Origin of the sequence: Streptomyces sp. NBC_01450, from assembly GCF_036227505.1 — a bacterium.
Taxonomy (GTDB): Bacteria; Actinomycetota; Actinomycetes; order Streptomycetales; family Streptomycetaceae; genus Streptomyces.
On record NZ_CP109480.1, the window covers coordinates 7,178,842 to 7,200,564 of the forward strand.

21 protein-coding genes are annotated in these 21,723 nt (G+C 69.7%); 9 read left to right on the forward strand and 12 right to left on the reverse strand.

The features are described 5' to 3' along the window. Together OG568_RS31975 and OG568_RS31980 are read left to right on the forward strand one after the other, a co-directional pair. Positions 1-414 (forward strand): Imm10 family immunity protein, encoded by a 414-nt coding sequence (locus OG568_RS31975; RefSeq protein ID WP_329536517.1) that lies wholly within the window; start codon positions 1-3, stop codon positions 412-414. Between the two features lie 569 nt (positions 415-983). Continuing rightward, on the forward strand, positions 984-1,340 hold the full coding sequence (locus tag OG568_RS31980) for a hypothetical protein (protein ID WP_329534041.1): 357 nt from the start codon (positions 984-986) through the stop codon (positions 1,338-1,340). Between the two features lie 207 nt (positions 1,341-1,547). On the opposite strand, the gene OG568_RS31985 is transcribed toward OG568_RS31980, so the two are convergent. Beyond that, positions 1,548-1,736, reverse strand: coding sequence for a DUF397 domain-containing protein (locus tag OG568_RS31985; RefSeq protein WP_329534042.1), 189 nt, complete (start codon positions 1,734-1,736; stop codon positions 1,548-1,550). A gap of 12 nt (positions 1,737-1,748) precedes the next feature. After that, positions 1,749-2,603 carry a helix-turn-helix domain-containing protein gene (locus tag OG568_RS31990; RefSeq protein WP_329534043.1) on the reverse strand — a complete coding sequence of 285 codons (855 nt, stop codon included), beginning with the start codon at positions 2,601-2,603 and terminating at the stop codon, positions 1,749-1,751. 224 nt (positions 2,604-2,827) lie between these two features. Between OG568_RS31990 and OG568_RS31995 the strand changes: the two genes are divergently transcribed. Continuing rightward, positions 2,828-3,289, forward strand: a complete 462-nt coding sequence (locus OG568_RS31995; RefSeq protein WP_329534044.1) for an ATP-binding protein — start codon at positions 2,828-2,830, stop codon at positions 3,287-3,289. A 119-nt stretch (positions 3,290-3,408) separates the two neighbouring features. Here the strand turns inward: OG568_RS31995 and OG568_RS32000 are convergent, their stop codons facing one another. From OG568_RS32000 to OG568_RS32020, 5 genes are read right to left on the reverse strand one after another with little or no spacing between them, the layout of a single operon-like run. Then, the gene (locus tag OG568_RS32000) at positions 3,409-4,008 is read right to left on the reverse strand and encodes a Uma2 family endonuclease (protein WP_329534045.1); all 600 of its coding nucleotides are present in this window, start codon (positions 4,006-4,008) and stop codon (positions 3,409-3,411) included. Positions 4,009-4,034: 26 nt separating this feature from the next. After that, the gene (locus tag OG568_RS32005) at positions 4,035-5,195 is read right to left on the reverse strand and encodes an acyl-CoA dehydrogenase family protein (RefSeq protein WP_266591130.1); all 1,161 of its coding nucleotides are present in this window, start codon (positions 5,193-5,195) and stop codon (positions 4,035-4,037) included. Between the two features lie 11 nt (positions 5,196-5,206). Then, positions 5,207-6,163 (reverse strand): hydroxymethylglutaryl-CoA lyase, encoded by a 957-nt coding sequence (locus OG568_RS32010; protein ID WP_266582600.1) that lies wholly within the window; start codon positions 6,161-6,163, stop codon positions 5,207-5,209. Beyond that, complete coding sequence (locus OG568_RS32015; protein WP_329534046.1) at positions 6,160-8,118, reverse strand: acetyl/propionyl/methylcrotonyl-CoA carboxylase subunit alpha; 1,959 nt, start codon at positions 8,116-8,118, stop codon at positions 6,160-6,162. The genes OG568_RS32010 and OG568_RS32015 overlap by 4 nt, the downstream gene beginning before the upstream one ends. Positions 8,119-8,132: 14 nt before the next feature. Beyond that, on the reverse strand, positions 8,133-9,749 hold the full coding sequence (locus OG568_RS32020) for a carboxyl transferase domain-containing protein (RefSeq protein WP_329534047.1): 1,617 nt from the start codon (positions 9,747-9,749) through the stop codon (positions 8,133-8,135). A 98-nt stretch (positions 9,750-9,847) separates the two neighbouring features. Between OG568_RS32020 and OG568_RS32025 the strand changes: the two genes are divergently transcribed. The 5 genes from OG568_RS32025 (at position 9,848) to OG568_RS32045 (ending at position 14,752) form a co-directional block, all read left to right on the forward strand. Next, entirely contained in the window at positions 9,848-10,450 is a 603-nt protein-coding gene (locus OG568_RS32025; RefSeq protein WP_266413753.1) for an SACE_7040 family transcriptional regulator, read from the forward strand. Between the two features lie 439 nt (positions 10,451-10,889). Beyond that, a complete protein-coding gene (locus tag OG568_RS32030) occupies positions 10,890-11,408 on the forward strand; it encodes a hypothetical protein (protein WP_329534048.1) in 519 nt (172 codons plus the stop codon). 218 nt (positions 11,409-11,626) lie between these two features. Further along, entirely contained in the window at positions 11,627-12,784 is a 1,158-nt protein-coding gene (locus OG568_RS32035) for an acyl-CoA dehydrogenase family protein (RefSeq protein WP_266413755.1), read from the forward strand. A gap of 46 nt (positions 12,785-12,830) precedes the next feature. Beyond that, entirely contained in the window at positions 12,831-13,703 is an 873-nt protein-coding gene (gene tesB, locus OG568_RS32040; RefSeq protein WP_266413756.1) for an acyl-CoA thioesterase II, read from the forward strand. 53 nt (positions 13,704-13,756) lie between these two features. Beyond that, on the forward strand, positions 13,757-14,752 hold the full coding sequence (locus OG568_RS32045) for a cation diffusion facilitator family transporter (RefSeq protein ID WP_443077796.1): 996 nt from the start codon (positions 13,757-13,759) through the stop codon (positions 14,750-14,752). Between the two features lie 62 nt (positions 14,753-14,814). Here the strand turns inward: OG568_RS32045 and OG568_RS32050 are convergent, their stop codons facing one another. From OG568_RS32050 to OG568_RS32070, 5 genes are all read right to left on the reverse strand, one after another. Further along, complete coding sequence (locus OG568_RS32050; protein WP_266624865.1) at positions 14,815-15,327, reverse strand: hypothetical protein; 513 nt, start codon at positions 15,325-15,327, stop codon at positions 14,815-14,817. Positions 15,328-15,418: 91 nt separating this feature from the next. After that, a complete protein-coding gene (locus OG568_RS32055; RefSeq protein ID WP_329534049.1) occupies positions 15,419-16,159 on the reverse strand; it encodes a Crp/Fnr family transcriptional regulator in 741 nt (246 codons plus the stop codon). Between the two features lie 3 nt (positions 16,160-16,162). Next, positions 16,163-16,315, reverse strand: a complete 153-nt coding sequence (locus tag OG568_RS32060; RefSeq protein ID WP_329534050.1) for a hypothetical protein — start codon at positions 16,313-16,315, stop codon at positions 16,163-16,165. 1,248 nt (positions 16,316-17,563) lie between these two features. Further along, the gene (locus OG568_RS32065) at positions 17,564-18,352 is read right to left on the reverse strand and encodes a phosphatase (RefSeq protein WP_266413761.1); all 789 of its coding nucleotides are present in this window, start codon (positions 18,350-18,352) and stop codon (positions 17,564-17,566) included. 149 nt (positions 18,353-18,501) lie between these two features. After that, positions 18,502-20,019, reverse strand: coding sequence for a PucR family transcriptional regulator ligand-binding domain-containing protein (locus tag OG568_RS32070; RefSeq protein WP_329534051.1), 1,518 nt, complete (start codon positions 20,017-20,019; stop codon positions 18,502-18,504). Positions 20,020-20,240: 221 nt separating this feature from the next. On the opposite strand from OG568_RS32070, the gene OG568_RS32075 reads away from it, so the two are divergent. Continuing rightward, positions 20,241-21,722, forward strand: coding sequence for a sodium:solute symporter (locus OG568_RS32075; RefSeq protein WP_329534052.1), 1,482 nt, complete (start codon positions 20,241-20,243; stop codon positions 21,720-21,722). Position 21,723 lies beyond the last annotated feature (1 nt).

Sequence of the window (21,723 nt, forward strand, 5' to 3'; positions counted from 1 at the left end):
ATGGTGAGTGGTTCTGAGTGGCTCGTCAGGGTTGTGGTCGTCGAGGAAAACGTACTTGATTCCTGCTTCACCGTCGGACTCGCGGAAGACGGATATGGCGAAGGCCGGTATCTGACCTTTCAGTGCGGCCTAGAAAGCCCCGGAGCGCAGGAGCGAACTCTAGGATTGGATAGTTATTGCATCATTAACGAGACGGGAGGGGTTTACTACGGGGGCGTCGAGAAAATTTCCCTGTCGGCGAACATGATCTTCTTCCGTTTCACGCCGGAAGCAGTTGAAAAACTTGACCTTCCGACCGGAGAAATTAATCTCCATATCGCGCCCGGGTCAGATGTAGAGAACCTACGCGGTGGGCTACGAAGAGTTCTGACCTACGGAAACCCGGAGAAGGTTCCGTCGGTATTGCAGCTCTGAGTAATACGCCAGATCGGCGGCTCAGGTTGTCAACTGGGTCGCCGATCGTTGTAGGTCGAGGCATAGCGGGTGGGCATAGGGATGTGCGAGGTGTGCGCGGCTGGTGTGTCCATACCATCCAGCCGGGGCTCGAGTTGGTCGCCTCCTATGTGACTGAGATGTCGCCCGCCTCGTTGGTGAGTAGCCTGTCGAGGCGGCGACGCACGTGCGGGGTCGCGGTCACTCGCTGTCGAGGTTCTCGTAGTGGTCGCACAGGGCGTTCAGGGACCGGGCGAGCCGTGTGCGTGCGTGATTCCTGCGGGTAACCCATGGCCGGGCTCCAGGCTAAGTCGCATACGGGCCTCACCGACGCAGGCGAGTGCGTACGCACGGAGCACGTCGACGCGAAGACGATGCGCGCTGGCGCAACCGTCTATCGCACCGGACGTCGAGCCGCCCACCTTCGACGACCTGGAGACGCTGACGCTCAGGCTTCGTGACACATCATGGTCAACTCCCGTGAGATCAGCATCTGCTGGCCCCGATGGGCAAGGGGACGACAAGCAGATGAGCGGAATCGAGTTGTGGCCATGATGGAGAAGATTGAAAAGCCGGTGGCGGAGGCCGTGGTCCACTGGCGTACGGCCGACGACGGAGGGCGGCAGTCAGGGCCGCCGACTGCGCTCGTCTACATGGCCACTGCGGTGTTCGCCCAGGGGGGCGACCGCGAAGTGCAGCCCGGTTGGCCGGCCTCGGCTGACCAGCTGAGCATTCTGCTGCAGAAAACCGAGGAGCTGGATGAGCGGCGCTGGCGCTGTCTGGTCGGCTTCCTTGCCCCCGAGTTGGCGCGCCCGAACCTGCGACCTGGTGCCGAACTGCTCGTGCTCGAAGGCCCGCGCGTAGTCGCGTCGGCGCAGGTCGGTGCCGTGATCCATCAGGACGAGTAGGCCTGTGCGCGGTTCAGGCCACAACAGCGGGTGTGAGGGCGGGAAGGAGCTATGTGCCGGTGGTGAAGAGCTGGATGAGCCCGTTGAGCCTGTCGGGGCCTCACTGGCCAGCCGTGGACAGGTAGGACTGGACGAATAGGTGGGTGAGCCATGGGGTGCCGATCCAGGGTCGGCGCCCCATGGGCTGTTTCGCAGGGGCTTGTCCGCCTAGCGAGGGTCGGTCGACGTCTTGAGGGTCCGTATCAGGGACTTGAGGGCGGCGGGCGTGGTCGTGAGGATGGTTTCCGGGTCGTCGCTTTCGCGGAGGTGGACTGTTCCTTCGGGGGCCGCGGCGATATAGACGCAGTTCGAACTGTCTCCGCTGTAAGTGGACTTCTGCCAGTGGATGCTGTGCACGGCTGGTCTCCTTCAGGCGTCCTGGATGAGGCGATGGATGAAGTCGCGTGACTTGGCGGGGTCGAGCGCGCAGGACTCCATGTGATCCAGTACGGAACGGTACTTACCCAGCTGTGCCTCCGCGTCCAGGAATCCACAGCCGCCGTGGTGCGTGTCCAACTGGACGGTGTCGAGTTGCGGAACGGGCCCCTCGACGTAGTCGAATGACTGGCCGGTGCTCGGGAAGTAGTCCGTACCGAACGGGATCACCCTGACGCCGACATGGGTGAGTTCGCCCATGTCGAGCAGGTGCTTGAGCTGCCCACGGGCGACGGCGGGGCCACCGAAGCCCATGCGGAGGGCTGACTCGTGGATGATCGCCGAGTACGGGGGCGGGCTCTCGCGGTGCAGGATGCCCTGTCGCTTGATGCGGTGGGTCAGCCGGTGCTCGATCTCGTACTGCCGCATGGGCGGGACCACGGACCGGAACAGGGCGCGGGCGTGATCAGTGGTCTGCAAGAGCGCCGGGATGTGGATCACGAGCGCCACGCGCAACCCTGTCGCGTGGTGTTCCAGTTCGGCAAGGTCGACCAACGCGGCGGGTAGGTGTTCCCGGTACGTCTCCCACCAGCCGCGTGTCCGCCGTCCCGTCATTGCGGCCAAGGCATCGACGAGCCGATCGTCCGAGCAGTCGTACGCGCGTGCCATGGAGCGGACGCGGTCGGCGCTGACGGGTGTGCGACCGGTCTCGATCATGCTGACGCGAGCCTGGTTGACGCCGAGCAGCTCGGCGGCCCCGGTTGCAGTGAGCCCGGCCCGTTCGCGGAGTTTGCGCAGTTCCGCGCCGAACCTCCGCTGCCGCAGGGTGGGGCTGCTGGTGGGCGGCAAAGCCTCTCCTTCCCGGCCGCGACGCGGCGTCCCTTTCCCTCACACGAGTGAAGGTTGGATTCTTTGAGTAGGAATGGTTAGAGGTATCTAACCATCTGCTCTACGGTAGTCGCGTACCGCTCAACTGCCCGCGCCCCTAAGCCGGAAGCGCACCAACCCAGGCATTGCCGCCGCACGGCGCCGACGTTGAGCGAGCCCAAACCCCTTCCCTCCCGGAGGTGTTCATGGTCACCGTATCCCCGCCCGATACCTGGGTGTACGCCCTTCGACTGCCCCCTGACCCGCGCGCCGCACGCGTCGCACGTATGACCGTGCGGGCCGCACTCGACGGGCATGGCTTGCGCGAAGTCCTGGACGTGGTCGAGTTGTTGACGTCCGAGTTGGTGACCAATGCGTACCGCCACACGAAAGGGCCCGCCTCTCTGCGGTTGACCGCGTTGGGAGGCGGGCGGTTACGGGTGGGGGTGTGGGACAGCAGCCCGTACATTCCCGCGCCCTTCGATCAGTCGGCCGGCAGTCGGGTCGCTCCCGTCCCGGCGGACGCCGGTGGGGGGCGCGGGTTGCTCCTCGTACAGGAATGCGCGGACTCTTGGGGCGGCTGGGCACTCGGTGACGACCTGCTTGGGCGGGGTGCCGGGAAGCTGCTGTGGTTCGAGGTGGGCGGTGACGGGGCGGCGGCTAGGTGATCCGTCGCTGTATGAACGCCTTGCCGGGTGGCCCCCTGATCCGCGAGGATGTGCCTGAGTCAGGGGGTGTTCACGGGGCCTCGGTGCAGGCAGGCGCTCGGTGAGACCGGGGCGGGCTGTCAGCCCGCGCGCGTTTCGGGCTTGTCGTCGCCGGCCTTGCCGTAGCGGCGGAACGCGGAGGTCTCCACCGTCCAGGCGCCGAACGGCACCGAGTCCCCGTAAATGTATGGGTCCTTGCTGCGGTATCGGTCCCCGCACGGAACGGAGTGGACCTCGATGGTGCCGGTCCGAGGGTTGACGATCATGTAGTGGGCGATGCCCATGGCGGGGTGCTCGGTGAGCTTCACGCCGTAGTCGTTGTCCGGGTTGGACGGCGAGACGATCTCGACGACCGCCAGAACCTGCGTCGCGTCGACGGCGAGGCCCTCTTCGTCGAGTACGTCCTCGGGGATCACCAGCGCGTCCGGGCGCCGCATGCGGCCGATCTCCGGGTGTTCGATCGAGGGGCCGTTCGCGCAGGTGTACCCGGGATGGGTAGCCGGGAGCTGGGCGTCCAGCTGGGCCCGGATGCGGTGGCCCGTTCCGTGGTGGCGCTTTGAGGGACGCGCCATCGCGAGGATCGGCCCGGAGGGGCCGATCTCCACGGTCCAAGCGCCTTCCACGCGCTCGGCATACGTCAAGAGATCCTCGGCGATCGTGCGCATCCTCGGATAGTCCATCCTCCAAGGGTAGGGAGGCGCTCGTATCAGCCCACCAGCCCCAGCTCCCTCGCGATCAGCATCCGCTGCACCTCGCTCGTGCCCTCGCCGATCTCCAGGATCTTGGAGTCGCGCCACATGCGGGCCACCGGGTACTCGTTCATGAAGCCATAGCCGCCGTGGACCTGGGTGGCGTCGCGGGCGTTGTCGACGGCGATGGTGGAGGAGTAGAGCTTGGCGACCGCGGCCTCCTTCTTGAAGGGCTCGCCCGCGACGAGGCGGGACGCGGCGTCCCGCCAGCCGACGCGGGCCATGTGGGCCTTCATCTCCATGTCGGCGATCTTGAACTGGATGGCCTGGTTCGCGCCGATCGGGCGTCCGAACGCGTGGCGCTCCTTGGCGTACTTCACCGACTCGTCGACGCAGCCCTGCGCGAGGCCGGTCGCCAGGGCCGCGATGGCGATGCGGCCCTCGTCCAGGATGCGCAGGAACTGGGCGTAGCCGCGGCCCTCCTCGCCGAGCAGGTTCGCGGCCGGGACGCGGACGTCGGCGAAGGACAGCTCACGGGTGTCGGAGGCGTTCCAGCCGACCTTCGAGTACGGGGCGGCGACCGTGAAGCCGGGGGTGCCGGACGGGACGATGATCGCGGAGATGAGTGGTTTGCCGCCGGGCCCCCGGCCGGTGACCGCGGTGACCGTGACCAGGCCCGTGATGTCCGTGCCGGAGTTGGTGATGAAGCACTTGCTGCCGTTGATCACCCATTCGTTCGTGTCCGGGTCGAGGCGGGCGGTCGTGCGGGTCGCGCCCGCGTCCGAGCCGCCGTCCGGCTCCGTCAGGCCGAAGGCGCCGAGGATCTCGCCGGAGCACAGGCGGGGGAGCCACTCCCGCTTCTGGGCCTCCGTGCCGAAGAGGTGGATCGGCATCGCGCCGAGCGAGACGCCGGCCTCCAGGGTGATGGCGACGGAGGAGTCGACGCGGGCGAGCTCCTCCAGGGCGACCCCCAGGGCGAGGTAGTCGCCGCCCATGCCGCCGTACTCCTCGGGGAAGGGGAGTCCGAACAGGCCCATGCGGCCCATCTCGCGCACGATCTCGTACGGGAACTCGTGCCGCTCGTAGAAGTCGCCGATCTTCGGGGCCACGACGTCGTGGGCGAACTCCTCGACCGTGCGCCGGAGTTCCTCGAGTTCGGGGGAGAGACGGTGGTCCAGGGACATGGCGATCATTCCTTGTGGGAGAGGGCTTTGACCGTGCGGGACGGGCTGGGTCGGCCCAGTCGCTCGGCCATCCACACGCTGGTGGCGGTGAGGCGGGCGAGGTCGACACCGGTGTCGATGCCGAGGCCCTGGAGCATCCATACGAGGTCTTCGGTGGCGAGGTTGCCGGTGGCGGACTTGGCGTAGGGGCAGCCGCCGAGGCCGCCCGCGGAGGCGTCGACGGTGGTGACGCCGTGCTGGAGGGCGGCCAGGGTGTTGGCGAGCGCCTGGCCGTAGGTGTCGTGGAAGTGCACACCGAGCGCGCTGGTCGGCACGCCCTCCTCGTTCAGCTCGGCGAGGAGGGTCTGCACATGACCCGGTGTCGCCACGCCGATCGTGTCGCCGAGGCTCAGCTCGTCGCAGCCCATGTCCATCAGGGCCTTGCAGACGCGTACGACCTGGTGGATGGGGACGGGACCCTCCCAGGGGTCGCCGAAACACATCGAGATGTAGCTGCGGACGTGCACCTTGTCCGCCTTGGCCCGGGACACCACCGGCTCGAACATGGCCAGTGACTCGTCGACGGTCCGATTGAGGTTCGCCTTCGCGAAGGACTCCGTCGCGCTGGCGAACAGGGCGACATGACGCGCGCCGAGGGCCAGCGCCCGGTCCAGACCCCGTTCGTTGGGCACGAGGACCGGGAGGTGCACCCCCGAGGACCTGCCCAGGTCGCTCACGAGAGGGAACAACTGCTCTGCGTCCGCCAGTTGGGGCACCCACTTGGGGTGGACGAAGCTGGTGGCCTCGATGGTGGTCAGGCCGGAGTCCGCGAGGCGCCGGACGAACTCGGCCTTGACCTCCGTCGGCACGGTCGCCTTCTCGTTCTGCAGCCCGTCGCGCGCGCCGACCTCGTAGATCCGCACCCGCGCCGGCAGGTCCGGCGCCGGTACGACCATGGGGAGGCCGAGTTCGGGGGTGCTCATGGTGTCTCCTCGTACGGTGTCGTCTCCTCGTACGGCGCGATCACGGCCAGCACCTGGTCCATGGCGACCGTCGTGCCCGGCGTGACGTCCAGCTCGCTGACGGTCCCGGCGTGCGGGGCGGAGATGACGTGCTCCATCTTCATCGCCTCGACCACCAGCAGGCTCTGGCCCGCGATCACTTCGTCGCCGACGGCCACCTTCACGACGGTCACCGTGCCGGGCATGGGCGCGGTGAGCGAGTCCAACCCGGCGTGCGCCGCGCCGGTGAGGGAGGCGGCCACGGGGTCGTGGTCGCGCACGTGCCAGGCGTCGCCTTCGCGGCCGAGCCAGTCGCCGGCGCGGTGGAAGGTGTGGCGTACGCCGTCGAGGGTGACGGAGACCAGGTCGGGGGTGACGGTGTTCGTACCTCGCGGACGGTGAGCGACGGGTTCGAGTCCCGGCACGCGCAGGTGGAACACCACGGGTGCGGGCTCGCCGCCGAGGCGCCAGCCGCTGGGCACCGAGAAGGGGTCGGTCCAGCCGCCGCCCGCCGGGGCCAGCGACGACAGCCGTACCGCGGCAGCGGCGTCGTACACCTCCTCCGGTACGTCACCGCAGCCGGAGAGCAGCTCTTCCGCCTCCCGCTCCACCAGCCCCGTGTCCAAATCCCCCGCCACCACCGCCGGATGGGCCAGCAGCCGGCGCAGGAACCCGGCGTTGGTCTGCACGCCGAGCGTGACCGTCTCCGCGAGGGCGGCGCGCAGCTTCCGCAGCGCGGTCGCGCGGTCGGGGCCGTACGCGATCACCTTGGACAGCATCGGGTCGTAGAGCGAACCGACCTCCGTGCCCTCGCTCAGCCCCGAGTCGGTGCGCACGCCGTCGCCCTGGGGTTCGTGCAGGGCGAGGACCGTGCCGCCGGACGGCAGGAAGCCGCGCGCCGGGTCCTCGGCGCAGATGCGCGCCTCCACCGCGTGCCCGGTGAGGGTGATGTCCTCCTGCCCGTACGGCAGTCGCTCGCCCGCGGCGACCCGTAGCTGCCACTCCACCAGGTCGAGCCCCGTGACCAGCTCGGTGACCGGGTGCTCCACCTGGAGACGGGTGTTCATCTCCATGAAGTAGTACGACGAGGGGTCGTTGCCGGGGACGATGAACTCGACCGTGCCCGCGCCCTCGTACCCGCAGGAGCGGGCCGCCTGGACCGCCGCCTCGCCCATCGCGGCACGGGTCTCGGCGTCGAGGAGCACGCTCGGCGCCTCCTCGATGATCTTCTGGTGGCGGCGCTGGAGGGAGCACTCGCGCTCGCCCAGGTGGACGACGTTGCCGTGGCCGTCGGCCAGGACCTGGATCTCGATGTGCCGGGGGCGGTCGACCCAGCGCTCGACGAGGAGGGTGTCGTCGCCGAAGGAGGCGCGGGCCTCGCGGCGGGCGGCGGCGATCTCCTCGCCCAGCGCCGACGCGTCGCGCACCAGCCGCATGCCCTTGCCGCCACCGCCCGCCGACGGCTTGAGCAGCACGGGCATGCCGATCTCCCGTGCGGCCTCGGCGAGCTCCGCGTCCGTGAGGCCGCTGCCGGACGAGCCGGGGACGACCGGGACCCCGGCCGTCTTCACCGTCTCCTTGGCGCGGATCTTGTCGCCCATCAGCGCGATCGCGTCCGCGGGCGGGCCGATGAAGACGAGCCCTGCCTCGGCGCACGCGCGCGCGAACGAGGCGTTCTCGGCGAGGAAGCCGTACCCGGGGTGCACCGCCTGGGCCCCGGTGCGAGCGGCGGCTTCGAGGAGCCGCTCCACCGACAGATAGCTCTCGGCGGCCGGGGCCGGACCGATGCGTACCGCCGTGTCCGCCTCGCGCACATGCCGGGCGTCGGCGTCCGCGTCGGAGAAGACGGCGACCGAGCGCACACCGAGCGCGCGCAGGGTGCGGATGACGCGTACGGCGATCTCGCCCCGGTTGGCCACAAGGACTGTGTCGAACATCTCGGGCACCCTCATCACATCCGGAAGACGCCGAACTGGGGGTCACCCAGCGGCGCGTTGGCGCAGGCGGTCAGTGCGAGGCCCAGCACCTGCCGGGTCTCCAGCGGGTCGATCACGCCGTCGTCCCAGAGGCGGGCCGTCGCGTAGTAGGCGCTGCCCTGCCGCTCGTACTGGGCGCGGATCGGGGCCTTGAAGGCGTCCTCGTCCTCGGCGGGCCAGGAGTCCCCGCGCGTCTCCAACTGGTCGCGCTTGACGGTCGCGAGGACGGACGCGGCCTGCTCGCCGCCCATCACGGAGATCTTGGCGCCGGGCCACATCCACAGGAAGCGCGGCGAGTACGCCCGGCCGCACATCGAGTAGTTGCCCGCGCCGTACGAACCGCCGATCACCACGGTCAGCTTCGGCACGCGCGTGCAGGCGACGGCCGTGACCATCTTGGCGCCGTGCTTGGCGATGCCACCGGCCTCGTACTGACGCCCCACCATGAAGCCCGAGATGTTCTGCAGGAAGACCAGGGGGATGCCGCGCTGGTCGCACAGCTCGATGAAGTGGGCGCCCTTCTGGGCGGACTCGGAGAACAGGATGCCGTTGTTGGCGACGATCCCGACCGGGTGTCCGTGGATGTGCGCGAAGCCGGTGACGAGGGTCTGCCCGAACTCCGCCTTGAACTCGGCGAAGCGCGAACCGTCCACCACGCGCGCGATGACCTCGCGTACGTCGTAGGGGGTGCGGGAGTCGACGGGCACCGCGCCGTACAGCCCGTACGGATCCGCCTTGGGCTCGACGGACTGCTCGACCGCCCAGGGGAGGGGCCCGCGCGCGGGGAGGGTGGCCGCGATGTTCCGTACGATCCGCAGCGCGTGCGCGTCGTCCTCCGCGAGGTGGTCGGTGACGCCCGACACACGCGCGTGGACCTCGCCGCCGCCCAGCTCCTCGGCGGTGACGACCTCGCCGGTGGCGGCCTTCACCAAGGGGGGCCCGCCGAGGAAGATCGTGCCCTGATTGCGCACGATCACGGCCTCGTCGCTCATCGCCGGGACATACGCGCCACCGGCCGTGCACGAGCCGAGGACCGCGGCGATCTGCGGGATCCCCGCCCCCGACATCCGCGCCTGGTTGTAGAAGATCCGCCCGAAGTGCTCGCGGTCCGGGAAGACCTCGTCCTGCATGGGCAGGAAGGCGCCTCCGGAGTCGACGAGATAGACACAGGGGAGGCGGTTCTCGAGCGCCACCTCCTGTGCCCGCAGGTGCTTCTTCACGGTCATCGGGTAGTACGTGCCGCCCTTGACGGTGGCGTCGTTGGCGACGATCACGCACTCGCGGCCGCTGACCCTGCCGATCCCGGCGATCACCCCGGCGGCCGGGGCCTGCCCGTCGTACATCCCGTGGGCGGCCAGCGGGGCCAGCTCCAGGAAGGGCGAGCCCGGGTCGAGGAGCGTGTCCACGCGCTCGCGCGGGAGCAGCTTCCCGCGCGCGGTGTGGCGCTCCCGGGCCCGCTCACCGCCCCCGAGGCGTGCCTCGGCGAGCTTGGCGCGCAGCTCCTCGCCGAGGGCGCGATGGGCCGCCTCGTTGGCCCGCCAGGCCTCCGACGCGGGATCTGCCGCGCTCGTCAGCTCCGGTGCTTCGTGCATGTCCCGCGGTCCCCTCACCAGTGGTCCACCAGTTAATGAGCGTTAACGCATGTCATCCAGGTTAACGACCGCTAACCTCCCTGTCTAGAATTGCTTTCATGGCCACGAGAACCGACGCCCCCACCCGACGCGAGCAGATCCTCAAGGAGGCTGCCCGGCTCTTCGCCGAGCGCGGCTTCCACGGCGTCGGGGTGGACGAGATAGGAGCGGCGGTCGGCATCAGCGGCCCCGGTCTGTACCGGCACTTCGCGGGCAAGGACGCGATGCTCGCCGAGCTGCTGGTGGGGATCAGCGGGCAGCTGCTCACCGGCGGCAAGCGCCGGGTCGCGGAGGCCGACGGGGGTGCGGAGGCGGTCCTCGACTCGCTCGTCGAGGGTCACATCGACTTCGCGCTCGACGACCGTCCCCTGATCACCCTGCACGATCGCGAGCTGGACCGCCTGCGCGACAGCGACCGCAAGCTCGTACGGCAGCTGCAGCGGCAGTACGTCGAGCTGTGGGTGGAGGTCGTGCGCGAGGTGTATCCGGCCCTCACCGAACCCACGGCCCGCTCGGCGGTGCACTCGGTCTTCGGCCTCCTGAACTCGACACCCCACCTCGGGCGGCCGGCGGCGCTGCCGGGGCGCGGGGTGACGGCGGCCCTGCTGCACCGGATGGCGCGGGGTGCCTTCGCGGCGGCGGCCGGGGCGGGGGATCAGTAGGGGTGTTGTGCGGGTTTCGATGCGAGCGCGGTTTTAATGCGAGCGGCGGCTCCGCCCCCTGCACGATGATGGCGGCCATGGACGGACACACCTCCGACTGGGTGACCCTCTTCTGCTTCGAGAACGTCCCCGGCTGCCCGCGGCCGGGCCGGCTGATGGCGGTCTGACTGCGAGACCGGGGCATCGACTGGGAGCCCTTCGCCGCGCACGACGTCCGGGTCGACCTCATGTGCGGGGTCCGGTCGGACGGCCACTGGCACGGCACGTTCGCCGTCCACGTGCGCGCGGACGCCCTGCGCCGGCTCGGCCTCCATCCCGATCAGCCGACGTCGGCACCGGCCGACCCGCCGCCGCCCAAGTGGTGGGGCCCATGGGCGCGTTGATCCGTGATCGTGGGTTCTTCCGTCGCGTGCCACCGGTCGCTCGGTAGGTTCACGTCATGAGTGACGACGAGGACTACCTGGAGAAGAGTCCGGCAGCCGCACGGATGGGAAAGGCGGCCGAGTACCTGGTCGCGGCCTCGGCCATCCTCGCCACGGGCGGTGAGCTGAACGTCTCCACCTCGCTGGTCGATGACGAGGGGGTGGACCTCGTCTTCCACCGGCGCGGGAGCTCGGCGACTCTGGCGGTGCAGGTGAAGGCCCGGATGTCCACCGGAACGCAGATCCGGCAGGGCAGGCTGATGGCCTTCGTGCGTTCCCAGACCTTCCAGCCGCGGGCCGACCTGGACATGCTGTTCGTCGCCGTGGACGTCGAGCGGGGAACGATCATGACCGCCTGGCTGATACCGAGCGGCACGTTCGGCGAGATGATCGCCGAGCCCAACAACGGGGGGCGCTTCCGGTTCTCGGCGTCGTTGAAGCCGGACTCCAACGACCGCTGGACCCCGTTCCGGCTGACCGCCGCGGAGCTTCCGCGGCGCGTCCTCGCCCGGCTGGCCGAGCTGGAGCGGGCGTGAGGAGCGTCCAGCGGGCGTGACGAGGATCAAGCGGGCGTGACGAGCGTCATGGGGGAGGACGGCCGATGACTCTGGACGGTCGTCGTGACCGACGGGTAACCTAGCGTCTGAGCAAGCGCTTAGATTTGGGACCGCAACCATCAATTGAGGAACCCAGACGGCGCGCAACCAGGTACGCGAGAGCGGCGCCGGCTTAGGCGCAAGGAAGGGTGGCGGCGGTGCGCCGTACGGTGTTCAACGAGGACCACGAGGCGTTCCGGGAGACCCTGCGGGCCTTCATAGAGGCCGAGGTCGTTCCCGTCTACGACGAGTGGTTCGCCGCGGGCCAGGCGCCGCGCGACTTCTACTACAAGCTCGCCGAGCTCGGCGTCTTCGGCATCCGCGTGGACGAGGAGTTCGGCGGCGCCGGCATCGACTCGTACAAGTTCGAGGCCGTCCTGTACGAGGAGACCGCCCGCGCGGGTGTCTCCTTCGGCGGCTCCGGTGTGCACGTGCTGCTGGGCCTGCCCTACATCAAGCTGCTCGCCACCGACGAGCAGAAGAAGCGCTTCCTGCCGAAGTTCGTCTCCGGCGAGGAGATGTGGGCCATCGCGATGACCGAGCCGGGCACCGGCTCCGACCTCGCGGGCATGAAGACCACCGCGAAGCTCTCCGAGGACGGCACGCACTACGTCCTCAACGGCGCCAAGACCTTCATCACGGGTGGCGTGCACGCCGACCGCATGATCGTCTGCGCCCGCACCTCCGCGCCCACCAAGGAAGACCGCCGTCACGGCATCTCCCTCTTCGTGGTGGACACCAAGGCCGAGGGCTACTCGGTGGGCCGCAAGCTCGACAAGCTCGGCCTGAAGACCTCCGACACCGCCGAGCTGGCGTTCGTCGACGTGAAGGTCCCGGTCGAGGACCTCCTCGGCGAAGAGAACAAGGGCTTCTACTACCTCGGCCACAACCTCGCCTCCGAGCGTTGGGGCATCGCCTTCGGTGCGTACGCGCAGGCCAAGGCCGCCGTCCGGTTCGCCAAGCAGTACGTGCAGGAGCGGGTCGTCTTCGGCCAGCCCGTCGCCGCCTTCCAGAACACCAAGTTCGAACTGGCCGCCTGCCAGGCCGAGGTGGACGCGGCCGAGGCCGTCGTCGACCGGGCCACCGAGGCCCTGGACGCCGGGGAGCTGACCCCCGCCGAGGCGGCCAGCGCCAAGCTGTTCGCCACCGAGGTCGCGCACCGAGTCATCGACCGCTGCCTCCAGCTGCACGGCGGCTACGGCTTCATGAACGAGTACCCGATCGCCCGCCTGTACGCGGACAACCGCGTCAACCGTATCTACGGCGGCACCAGCGAGATCATGAAGTCGATCATCGCGAAGGACATGGGCCTGTAAGGCCCGTGAAAGATCACCGGAAACAACCGCACGATACAACTGACGCATGAGTCAGGCACTTGAGTCCCTGCTCGATCTGCTCGACCTGGAGCGGATCGAGCGGGACATCTTCCGCGGCCAGTCCCGCTCCGCCGTCGTCCCGCGTGTCTTCGGCGGGCAGGTGGCGGCGCAGGCGCTGGTGGCCGCCGGGCGCACGGTCCCCGAGGACCGGCACGCGCACTCCCTGCACGCGTACTTCCTGCGTCCGGGGGACCCCGGCGCGCCCATCGTGTACACGGTGGACCGCATCCGTGACGGGCGCTCCTTCACCACCCGCCGTGTCGTCGCCATCCAGCACGGGCAGCCGATCTTCCATCTCTCCGCGTCCTTCCAGACGTACGAGGAGGGCATGGAGCACCAGGCCGCGATGCCGGCCGCGCCCGACCCGGAGACGCTGCCCACGGCCGCCGAACTGCTGCCGTTGTACGCCGATGTCATCAAGGACCCGGTCGTCGTCGAACGGCTCCTCGAAGCGCGCGAGTCCGTCGACCTGCGTTACGTCGACGCGCCCCCGTACGGCACGGTCGGCGAGGTCCGCGAACCGCACTCCCAGGTGTGGTTCCGCACCAACGGCAAACTGTCCGACGATCCCCTCCTGCACGTCGTCCTCGCCACCTATGTCTCCGACATGACGCTCCTCGACTCGATCCTGCTCGCGCACGGGCGCGGTGGCTGGGTGACCGGGGACGTCGTCGGGGCCTCGCTGGACCACGCGATGTGGTTCCACCGCCCGTTCCGCGCCGACGAATGGCTGCTGTACGACCAGGAGTCGCCGTCCGCCTCCGGGGGCCGCGGCCTCGGCCAGGCCCGTATCTACACGCAGGACGGACGGCTGGCCATTTCGGTGATCCAGGAGGGCGTGGTCCGCATCCCCCGCTAGGACGGGGCCTGCCCGGTGAGACTGACCGGGGGCCCACCCGGTAAGACTGGGGCATGGCCATGACTGAAGCGGGAGCCGGACAGCAGGACGACGAGGGTGGCGGGGGTGGCGAGAGCACCTTCACGGTGATCGTCGCCGCCCTCGCCAATCTCGGGATCGCGGTGGCCAAGGCGGTCGCGGGCGTCATCAGCGGATCGAGCGCGATGCTGTCCGAGGCCGCGCACTCGGTGGCCGACACGGTCACCGAGGTACTGCTGCTCACCGCGCTGAAGCGCAGCGAGAAGCCGGCCGACGAGGAACATCCGCTGGGCTACGGCCCCGAACGTTACATCTGGGCGATGCTCGCCGCCGTCGCCACCTTCGTCGGCGGCGCGGTGTTCTCCCTCTACGACGGCATCCACACCCTTGTCGCGGGCGAGGAGCCGGGCGACCCCCTCGTCGCGTACATCGTGCTCGCGGTCGCCTTCCTGCTGGAGAGCTTCTCCCTGCGCACCGGTGTACGCCAGGCGCGCGGAGAGGCGGAGCGTGTGGGGGCGCCTTTCAAGCGCTACCTCCGGTACACCCCGGACACCGCCGTGAAGGCCGTGGTCCTGGAGGACTCGGCCGCGCTGATAGGCCTCGTTCTCGCGGCGGGCGGTCTGCTCGGCGGGCAGCTCACCGGCTCCGGCGTCTGGGACGGCATCGCGTCCCTCAGTATCGGTCTCCTCCTGTTGTACGTCGCCTGGGTCCTCGGCCGCTCCAACGCCGAACTGCTGATCGGCCGACCGCTGCCCAAGTCGGTGCGGGAGCGGATCCGGGCCGAACTGCTCGCCGTGGAGCACGTGGAGGCCGTACTGGAGCTCACGACCCTCGTGCAGGGGCCCCGCGAGGCGCTGGTCGCGGCCAAGGTCGACTTCAGGGACGTCTCGACCGCCGCCCAGATCGAATGGGCCTGCGAACAGGCCGAGGCACGGCTGCGCGAGGTGTTCCCCGGGGTGAGCCGGGTGTACCTCGACCCGACACCGGGGTACGCCCAGCGCCGCGAGGAGGGCCTGAACCCGTTGCCGTAGCGCGACTCCCGTCGTCGTAGTGCGGCTCCCGTGGCTGTAGTCCGGCTCCCGCCAGGGGGTGGTCAGGCTTTGCGCAGGAACCGGATCCTCTGCTGGGCCCTGCTCACGGCACGCTCCAGCTCCATGCGGGCGTGCTCCTGCTTCATCGCGCGCTCCATGTGCGTGTCGAGCTCCGTCTGCGGCACCCTCGCGGGGCTGGTGAGCTGGGGGAGGCCGGTGGCGAGGTAGCCCTCGAAGTGGTCGGTGACATCGTGCAGTTCGGTCCGGATCACCTCCAGCTGATCGGCGGAGGCCTTGATGAGGTTGCGCAGCCGCCTCAGCGGGGCGAGGTCGGCGGCCCGGCAGGGCTTCTGTGCGAGCTCGCACAGCTTCTCGAAGGTCTCCTTGAGGTAGCTGTCGGCGTCGTCGAGGTCCTTGGCGTTGTCGTCGGTGTCGCGGTTCTTCTTCATCCACGCGAACACCTGGCGGCCGTGGCGGATCCCGAGGAGGGCGAGGGCGGCGGTGACCGCGCCGGACAGGGCGGCCACCACCGGGGAGCCGGCGCCGGCCGCCAGGGTGGTCGAGCTGAGGATCATCGTGGTCCGATCCGTTCGTGGGTGCGCGCCTGACCCGGCGCGGGGCCCTGCGGCGTTGCGGGAAGTCGTCGTCGGCTCGGTCGGACAGGCCCTACGAAGGCATGGCGATGTCGCGCAGGGCGAGGAGGTCCGTCACCACGAACTGCCGGTATCTGCTGGTGATCACGCCGTGGGTCTCGCGCAGGGTGCGGACCGCGTTCTCGACGGTGGAGACGCCCATCAGGAGCGCGTCGGCGATGTCCCTCTGGGTCGGGCCCAGGATGGTGACCTGGCCGGGGTCGGCGGAGTTCGTCCGGCCGGCGACCCCGGCCAGGTGCAGCAGCAGGCCGCCGACTCGCTGCACGGGCGAGCGGGTCGGGGTGCAGTAGATCATCTCGTCGCTGCGGTTGCGGTCCTCCAGGCTGCGCAGCAGGGCCAGTTGGGCTTCCTGCTGGCGGCGCAGCAGGAGGTTCATGCGCTTCACGGAGCAGGGCATGACCCAGGTGGTGGTCAGGCAGACGGTAGTGACCGTCGCCTGGGGGTCGATCAGCTTGGCCTCGCCCAGGAGTTCGCCGACGCCGCGGAACCTCGTGATCCTGGTGGAGGCGAACCCGGCGCCGAAGGGGAAACGCTCCTGGAGGACGCAGCCGCCCAGGATGATGTACACGTTTCCGTCGCCCGGTCCCAGCGGCAGTTCCTCGTCGCGTTCGTAGACACGGGCGTCCAGGCCCCAGGTGCTGACGAGCAGCGGCCAGGTGTTGCCGGGGAGGTAGTGGAGAAAGGTGCCCTCGGGCATCGCTTGACGGCCTTTGAGGACGTCACTGGTGCGGAAGGCGTCGACCTTGGGAGGCATCGGTCACTCCCCTGCCCCGGCCGCGCCGTACGGCGTCGTGGAGGCGTACGGCCGTAACGGGCCGTGATGGTGACGCTGTGTCGGTCGAGGGCTGCCGATGGCCCGGGTGACGAGGGTCTTCGGCAGGGCGACGCCATCGGCGACGGCGGTCTGCATCGGTTCTGAGGTCCTTCCCGCTCGGGAAAAACAGGGGACCGGGTGCGTCCGTCGACTGGCGGGCGCACCCGGGCTGGTGGGTCCAGAGCCCTCTCCGTCGCATGGTCATCCGGCTGGTTTAGGTCCGGACGCGAGGCGAAGGCGTTACATCGACAAGTTACCTCCACTCGCGCGGAATTTGCCAGTCGCGCATGTGCGGCGGCGGGAATTTCCGGTCGGCGGAGGCCGCGAAGGGAAGGGAAAACAAACCCTCGCGGGAGGGTTTTGTCGCGCCGACTCCGCTGGGTGTGGTCCACGTTACGCTCCGTCTTGCGGAGGGAGGGTCGCCAAGTGTGAATGCCGATATTCCGCAAGGATATCCAAAGACGCGCTTGGAAATTTCCCGCAGATGTTCCCGCGGATGAGCGGAAGGGGGCGCGGATGTGAACGCGATGGAAAACAAGGAGGCCCCGGGGAACCACCCCCGAGGCCTCCAGGAAAGGGTCTGGACCCACCAAGGCTCAGACCGACTTCCAGTAAACACCATGAGCTGCGAAAAGGTCACTCGGGCAGGGAAACGTCGGGCAGGCTTCCCTCCGGGGAGGGATTCACGGGCCGGACCTGACCGCGTCCTCGTCGCGGAGGGTCGCGCACCGGCACGCCGAACCTTACGTCCCTTTTGCTGCGCTAGGCGAATTTCGTCACGCGGTTCGTTTCGTTCACCGCTCATACTCGAACGGCACGAGTGAATAACGATCACATCTGGATCGGTGTCGACCGGTCGAGCCGGGGTGCCCTCACCGGCATGACCGTCCGATCGGTAGTTCGAAAGGGGGGTGAGCAAGCACCCGATTAAGTGCGTTAATGTCGCCACTTACCTTTCCTCAGGGTGCTGGACGTGCGGCCGTGCGAAACTCTCCGGGGATTCATAGCGCCTTGAGAGCGCCTTGAATCCGACTCCCCATTTCATTTATTTATGCGCGTTCGGGAAAGGGGGTTGGAGAGGGGTGGAAAGTAATCCGCCGGCCCGTCCTTCGCGACGTCCACCCTTTGGAAAGTCGACTAATGAACACCAGAACTCCGGCCGGTGACGGTGCCTCCGGGCGCCCGGTTGAGCCCCGCCGCATCGTCAACGCCGCGACGAGGCGCGGGGGTCGAGCGGGACGACGGACCCCAACGGTGCGTAGCGCGCCGAACACTCGCCATACAAATGCGGCTACTTTCCGTAGCCCTCCGTGCGCGGTGCCGCACGCGTTCCCGCGGTGGGCGTCAGAGGAGTCCCGCGGCGGAGAGCAGATACGCCGTCAGCGGGTCGTAGAACCGCGGGCTCGTGACGTGGTCGTCGAGGGGGACCGTCACCTGGACCGTGCCCTCGGACTCGGCGAGGAAGAGGGCCGGGTCGTTGGAGTCGGCGTAGCCGACGGAGTCGACGCCGAGCTGGCCCGCGCAGCCCGCCCAGCCGTGGTCGGCGACGACCAGGTCGGGCAGGGGGCGGCCCGCGCCCTCGAGGCCCTTGAGGATCGCGCGCATCGGCTCGCCCGAGTGCGTGTGCCACAGCGTGGCGCCGTGCTCCAGCACCGCCACGTCCGCGAACTGCATGACGTACCCCTCGTCCGTCTGCAGTCCGTCCGGAATGACGACGATCTCGCAGCCGGCGCCGCGCAGCGCGGTGGCGGTGGCGCGGTGCACGTCGAGGAGGCCGCCGGGGTGGCCGGTCGCGAACAGCACCCGCTGCTCATCGTCCGCCGCCTTGCGCAGCCGCGCCGCCATCCGCTCCAGGGCGTCGACGGTCAGCTCGGGGTCGATGGTGTCCTGGCCGTAGCGGTACTCCGGGTCGTCGTTCACACCGCACCGCTCCGCCATCACGGCGAGCACGTCCTGCTCGTCGGTCCAGCGGTCGCCGAGTTCCAGGCCGAGCCAGAAGTTGCGGTCGCCGTTGGCGAGCTTGCGGTAGTGGGAGAGGTTGTTCTCGCGAGGCGTGGCGACGTCGCCCGCGATACGGGTCATGACCAGGTGGTCGACGAGCTCGGCGCGGCTGGGGGTCCCGGATATCGGCATGCCACCCATTGTGCCGGGGCGCTCCGCTGGTAGGGCGGTTGTCCTGAACCGTGGGATGCGGGTCACTCGGCGTGAGGCGGTCGTTGTCGGTTCCCCGCCCACCCGTCCGACTCGGCCTGTTGAGAGGTGAGGGTCGGGGGAGGCTGCTCTCAGGCATCCCTCAACGCGAACCACAACTCCATCCGCACGTCCGCGTCGTCGAGGTCCGCCTCCAGCAAGGTCGCACACCGCGCGATGCGTTGGCGGACGGTGTTGCGGTGGACGGAGAGGGCGACGGCCGTGCGGTCCCAACTGCCGTGGAGGGAGAGCCAGGTACGGAGGGTCTCGGTGAGGGCGGGGGCGGCGGCGATGGGGGCGAGCAGGGCACGCGCGTGGGCCTCGGCGTCGGCCGAGGGCACGAGGTCCGCCAGGGCGGGACGCTCGCCGTGGCGGACGAGGGGCGCGCGGGTCGCCCGGGCGCGGGCCAGGGCGCGGGCCGCCTGCCCGTCGGCGGACGTCCACTCGTGCGGGCCGACCGCCGCGCTGACCCCGCAGATCCAGCCCTCCTGCGCGGTCGGCTCGCGGTGGCCGGGGACCAGGACGCGTACGACACCCCCGCCGGTGTCGATGAGCGCGGAACCCAGCGCCGCCCCCAGCGCCGACGCGGCGACGGCGTCCGGCGCCGGGCCGTCCGCCGCGGGGCGGGCGTGCACGACGGTCCACCGGTCCCCGCCGAGCAGCGGGGCCACGTCCTCGGGCGCGGCGCCCAGCAGGAGTCGTACGAGCGCCGCCGAGCGCGCCGCACCGCTCCCGCTCTGCTGCTCCCCGGTGAGGAGGGAGAGGAGCACGGCCGCGACGGAGGCGATGGTGTGGTCCCCGGGGTCCCGGCGCGGCGCCGCGACCCCGAGGACGAAGCCCTGCCCGCCGCCGAGGGCGTACGCGGCGAGGTGGGTGCCGCCGACGGTGTCGGTGGCGGAGGAAGGAGTGGGAACGGGGGTGGGGGCGGGGCCCTGGGGGCCGGTGGCCTGGGTTCCCCCGGGGTGCACGACGCCGGCCAGGGCGCCCAGGGCCGTCACGGGGCCCGCCTCCGGTGCTCTCCCCGCCCGGGCCAGTTCCGCGCCCTCCGGGCCGTACAGCACCGCCCAGCCGCTCACCCGCTGGGCGAGCTGCCGCAGCACCGCCGCCACCGGGTCCGGGCGCGCCGCGGCGGCCGCCAGGCTCTGCTGGGCCTCCGTGACGCGCCGCAGCTCCGCCAGCCGGGCCTGCGCCATCAGCTGCCACACCGCGCGGGCCACGCCCGAGAAGGTGGTCTGGGGCGGGACCTCCAGCAGGGGCAGGCCGTAGGTGTCGCAGGCCGCGACCAGGGCGCGCGGGACCGTGTCGTGCACCGGCGCCAGGCCGAAGCCGAGCGCCGCGCCGCCCGCCGCCACGATCCGGGAGACGTAGTCGTCGAAGTAGGTGCCCGAACCCGCCGCCTCCGGGATGTGCACCCCGGCGGTCAGCAGCAGCTCACCGCCCAGCAGATACGGGTACGGGTCCGCCATCTCCGAGGTGTGCGCCCAGTGGATCACCGTGTCCGGATCGGAGGGGCCCGCGATCCGGCGCAGGCCCAGGTCCTCCCGGGCCAGGAGAGCCGACAGAGGAATCGGTGGGGTGGGTGGGACAGGTGTGGCGGATGCGTCCGGCATGGTGGACGTTCCCTCCATCCGGATCGGCTGTAATGGATGAAACGTACACTTCAGAGTCATCTTCCGGCCACCTAATGTCAGTGCCGTCGGCAGCCGTGGGTACGGGCGTATGTCCCCGCGATCCGCTGCCGGTCTCCCGGCCGGGCCTCGCTCGCCCGTCCGCGTCCCCATGTCCATCTGCACGACACGCCACCGATGAGTGCGCGAAGGAGGGCCCCCTTATGGCCGTCGACTACACAGTGATCGTCGTCTATCTGGCCGGCATGCTGGCCATGGGCTGGTGGGGCATGCGCCGCGCCAAGTCGAAGAGTGACTTCCTGGTGGCCGGGCGGCGCCTGGGTCCCGCGATGTACTCCGGGACCATGGCCGCGATCGTCCTCGGCGGCGCGTCCACTATCGGCGGCGTCGGGCTCGGATACCAGTACGGGCTCTCCGGCGCCTGGATGGTGTTCGCCATCGGCCTCGGACTCCTCGCCCTCTCCGTCTTCTTCTCCGCCCGTATCGCCCGCCTGAAGGTCTACACCGTCTCCGAGATGCTCGACCTGCGCTACGGCGGCCGGGCCGGTGTCATCTCCGGCGTCGTCATGTGGGCCTACACCCTGATGCTCGCGGTCACCTCGACCATCGCGTACGCCACCATCTTCGACGTCCTCTTCGACATGAACCGGACGCTGGCGATCATCATCGGCGGCTCGATCGTCGTCGCGTACTCCACGCTCGGCGGCATGTGGTCGATCACCATCACCGACATGGTGCAGTTCGTCGTGAAGACCGTCGGCGTGCTGCTGCTCCTGCTGCCCATCGCGGTCGTCAAGGCCGGCGGGTTCAGCGAGATGAAGGCCAAGCTGCCCACGGAGTACTTCGACCCGCTGGGCATCGGCGGCGAGACGATCTTCACCTACGTGCTGATCTACACGTTCGGCATGCTCATCGGCCAGGACATCTGGCAGCGCGTGTTCACCGCCCGCAGCGACAAGACCGCCAAGTGGGGCGGCACCGTCGCCGGTACCTACTGCCTGGTGTACGCCCTCGCCGGTGCCGTCATCGGCACGGCCGCCAAGGTGATGTACCCGACGCTGCCCAGCGCCGACACCGCCTTCGCGACCATCGTCAAGGACGAACTCCCGGTCGGCGTACGGGGCCTGGTGCTCGCCGCCGCCCTCGCCGCCGTGATGTCCACGTCCTCCGGCGCCCTCATCGCCTGCGCCACCGTCGCCAACAACGACATCTGGACCAAGCTGCGCGGGGCCGTACGGCGCGACGCCGAGGTCCGTGACGGCGAGCCGCACGACGAGGTCAAGGGGAACCGCGTCTTCATCCTCGTCATGGGCGTCGCCGTGATCTGTACCGCCATCGCCCTCAACAACGTCGTCGAGGCGCTGACCGTCGCGTACAACCTGCTCGTCGGCGGTCTGCTCGTCCCGATCCTCGGCGGACTGCTGTGGAAGCGCGGGACCGTGCACGGCGCGCTCGCCTCCGTCGTCGTCGGCGGACTCGCGGTCATCGGGCTGATGGCGACGTACGGCATCCTCGCGAACGAGCCCGTCTACTACGGGCTGCTGTCCTCGCTGGTCGCGTACGTGATCGTCTCCCTGGCCACGCCCGCGACCGACCCGGCGGTGCTGGCCGCCTGGCGCGAGCGGCTGGCCGGGCGCGGCGCGGACGCCGAGGCGACGGCCGAGCCGACGGCCGTGGTCGCCTAGA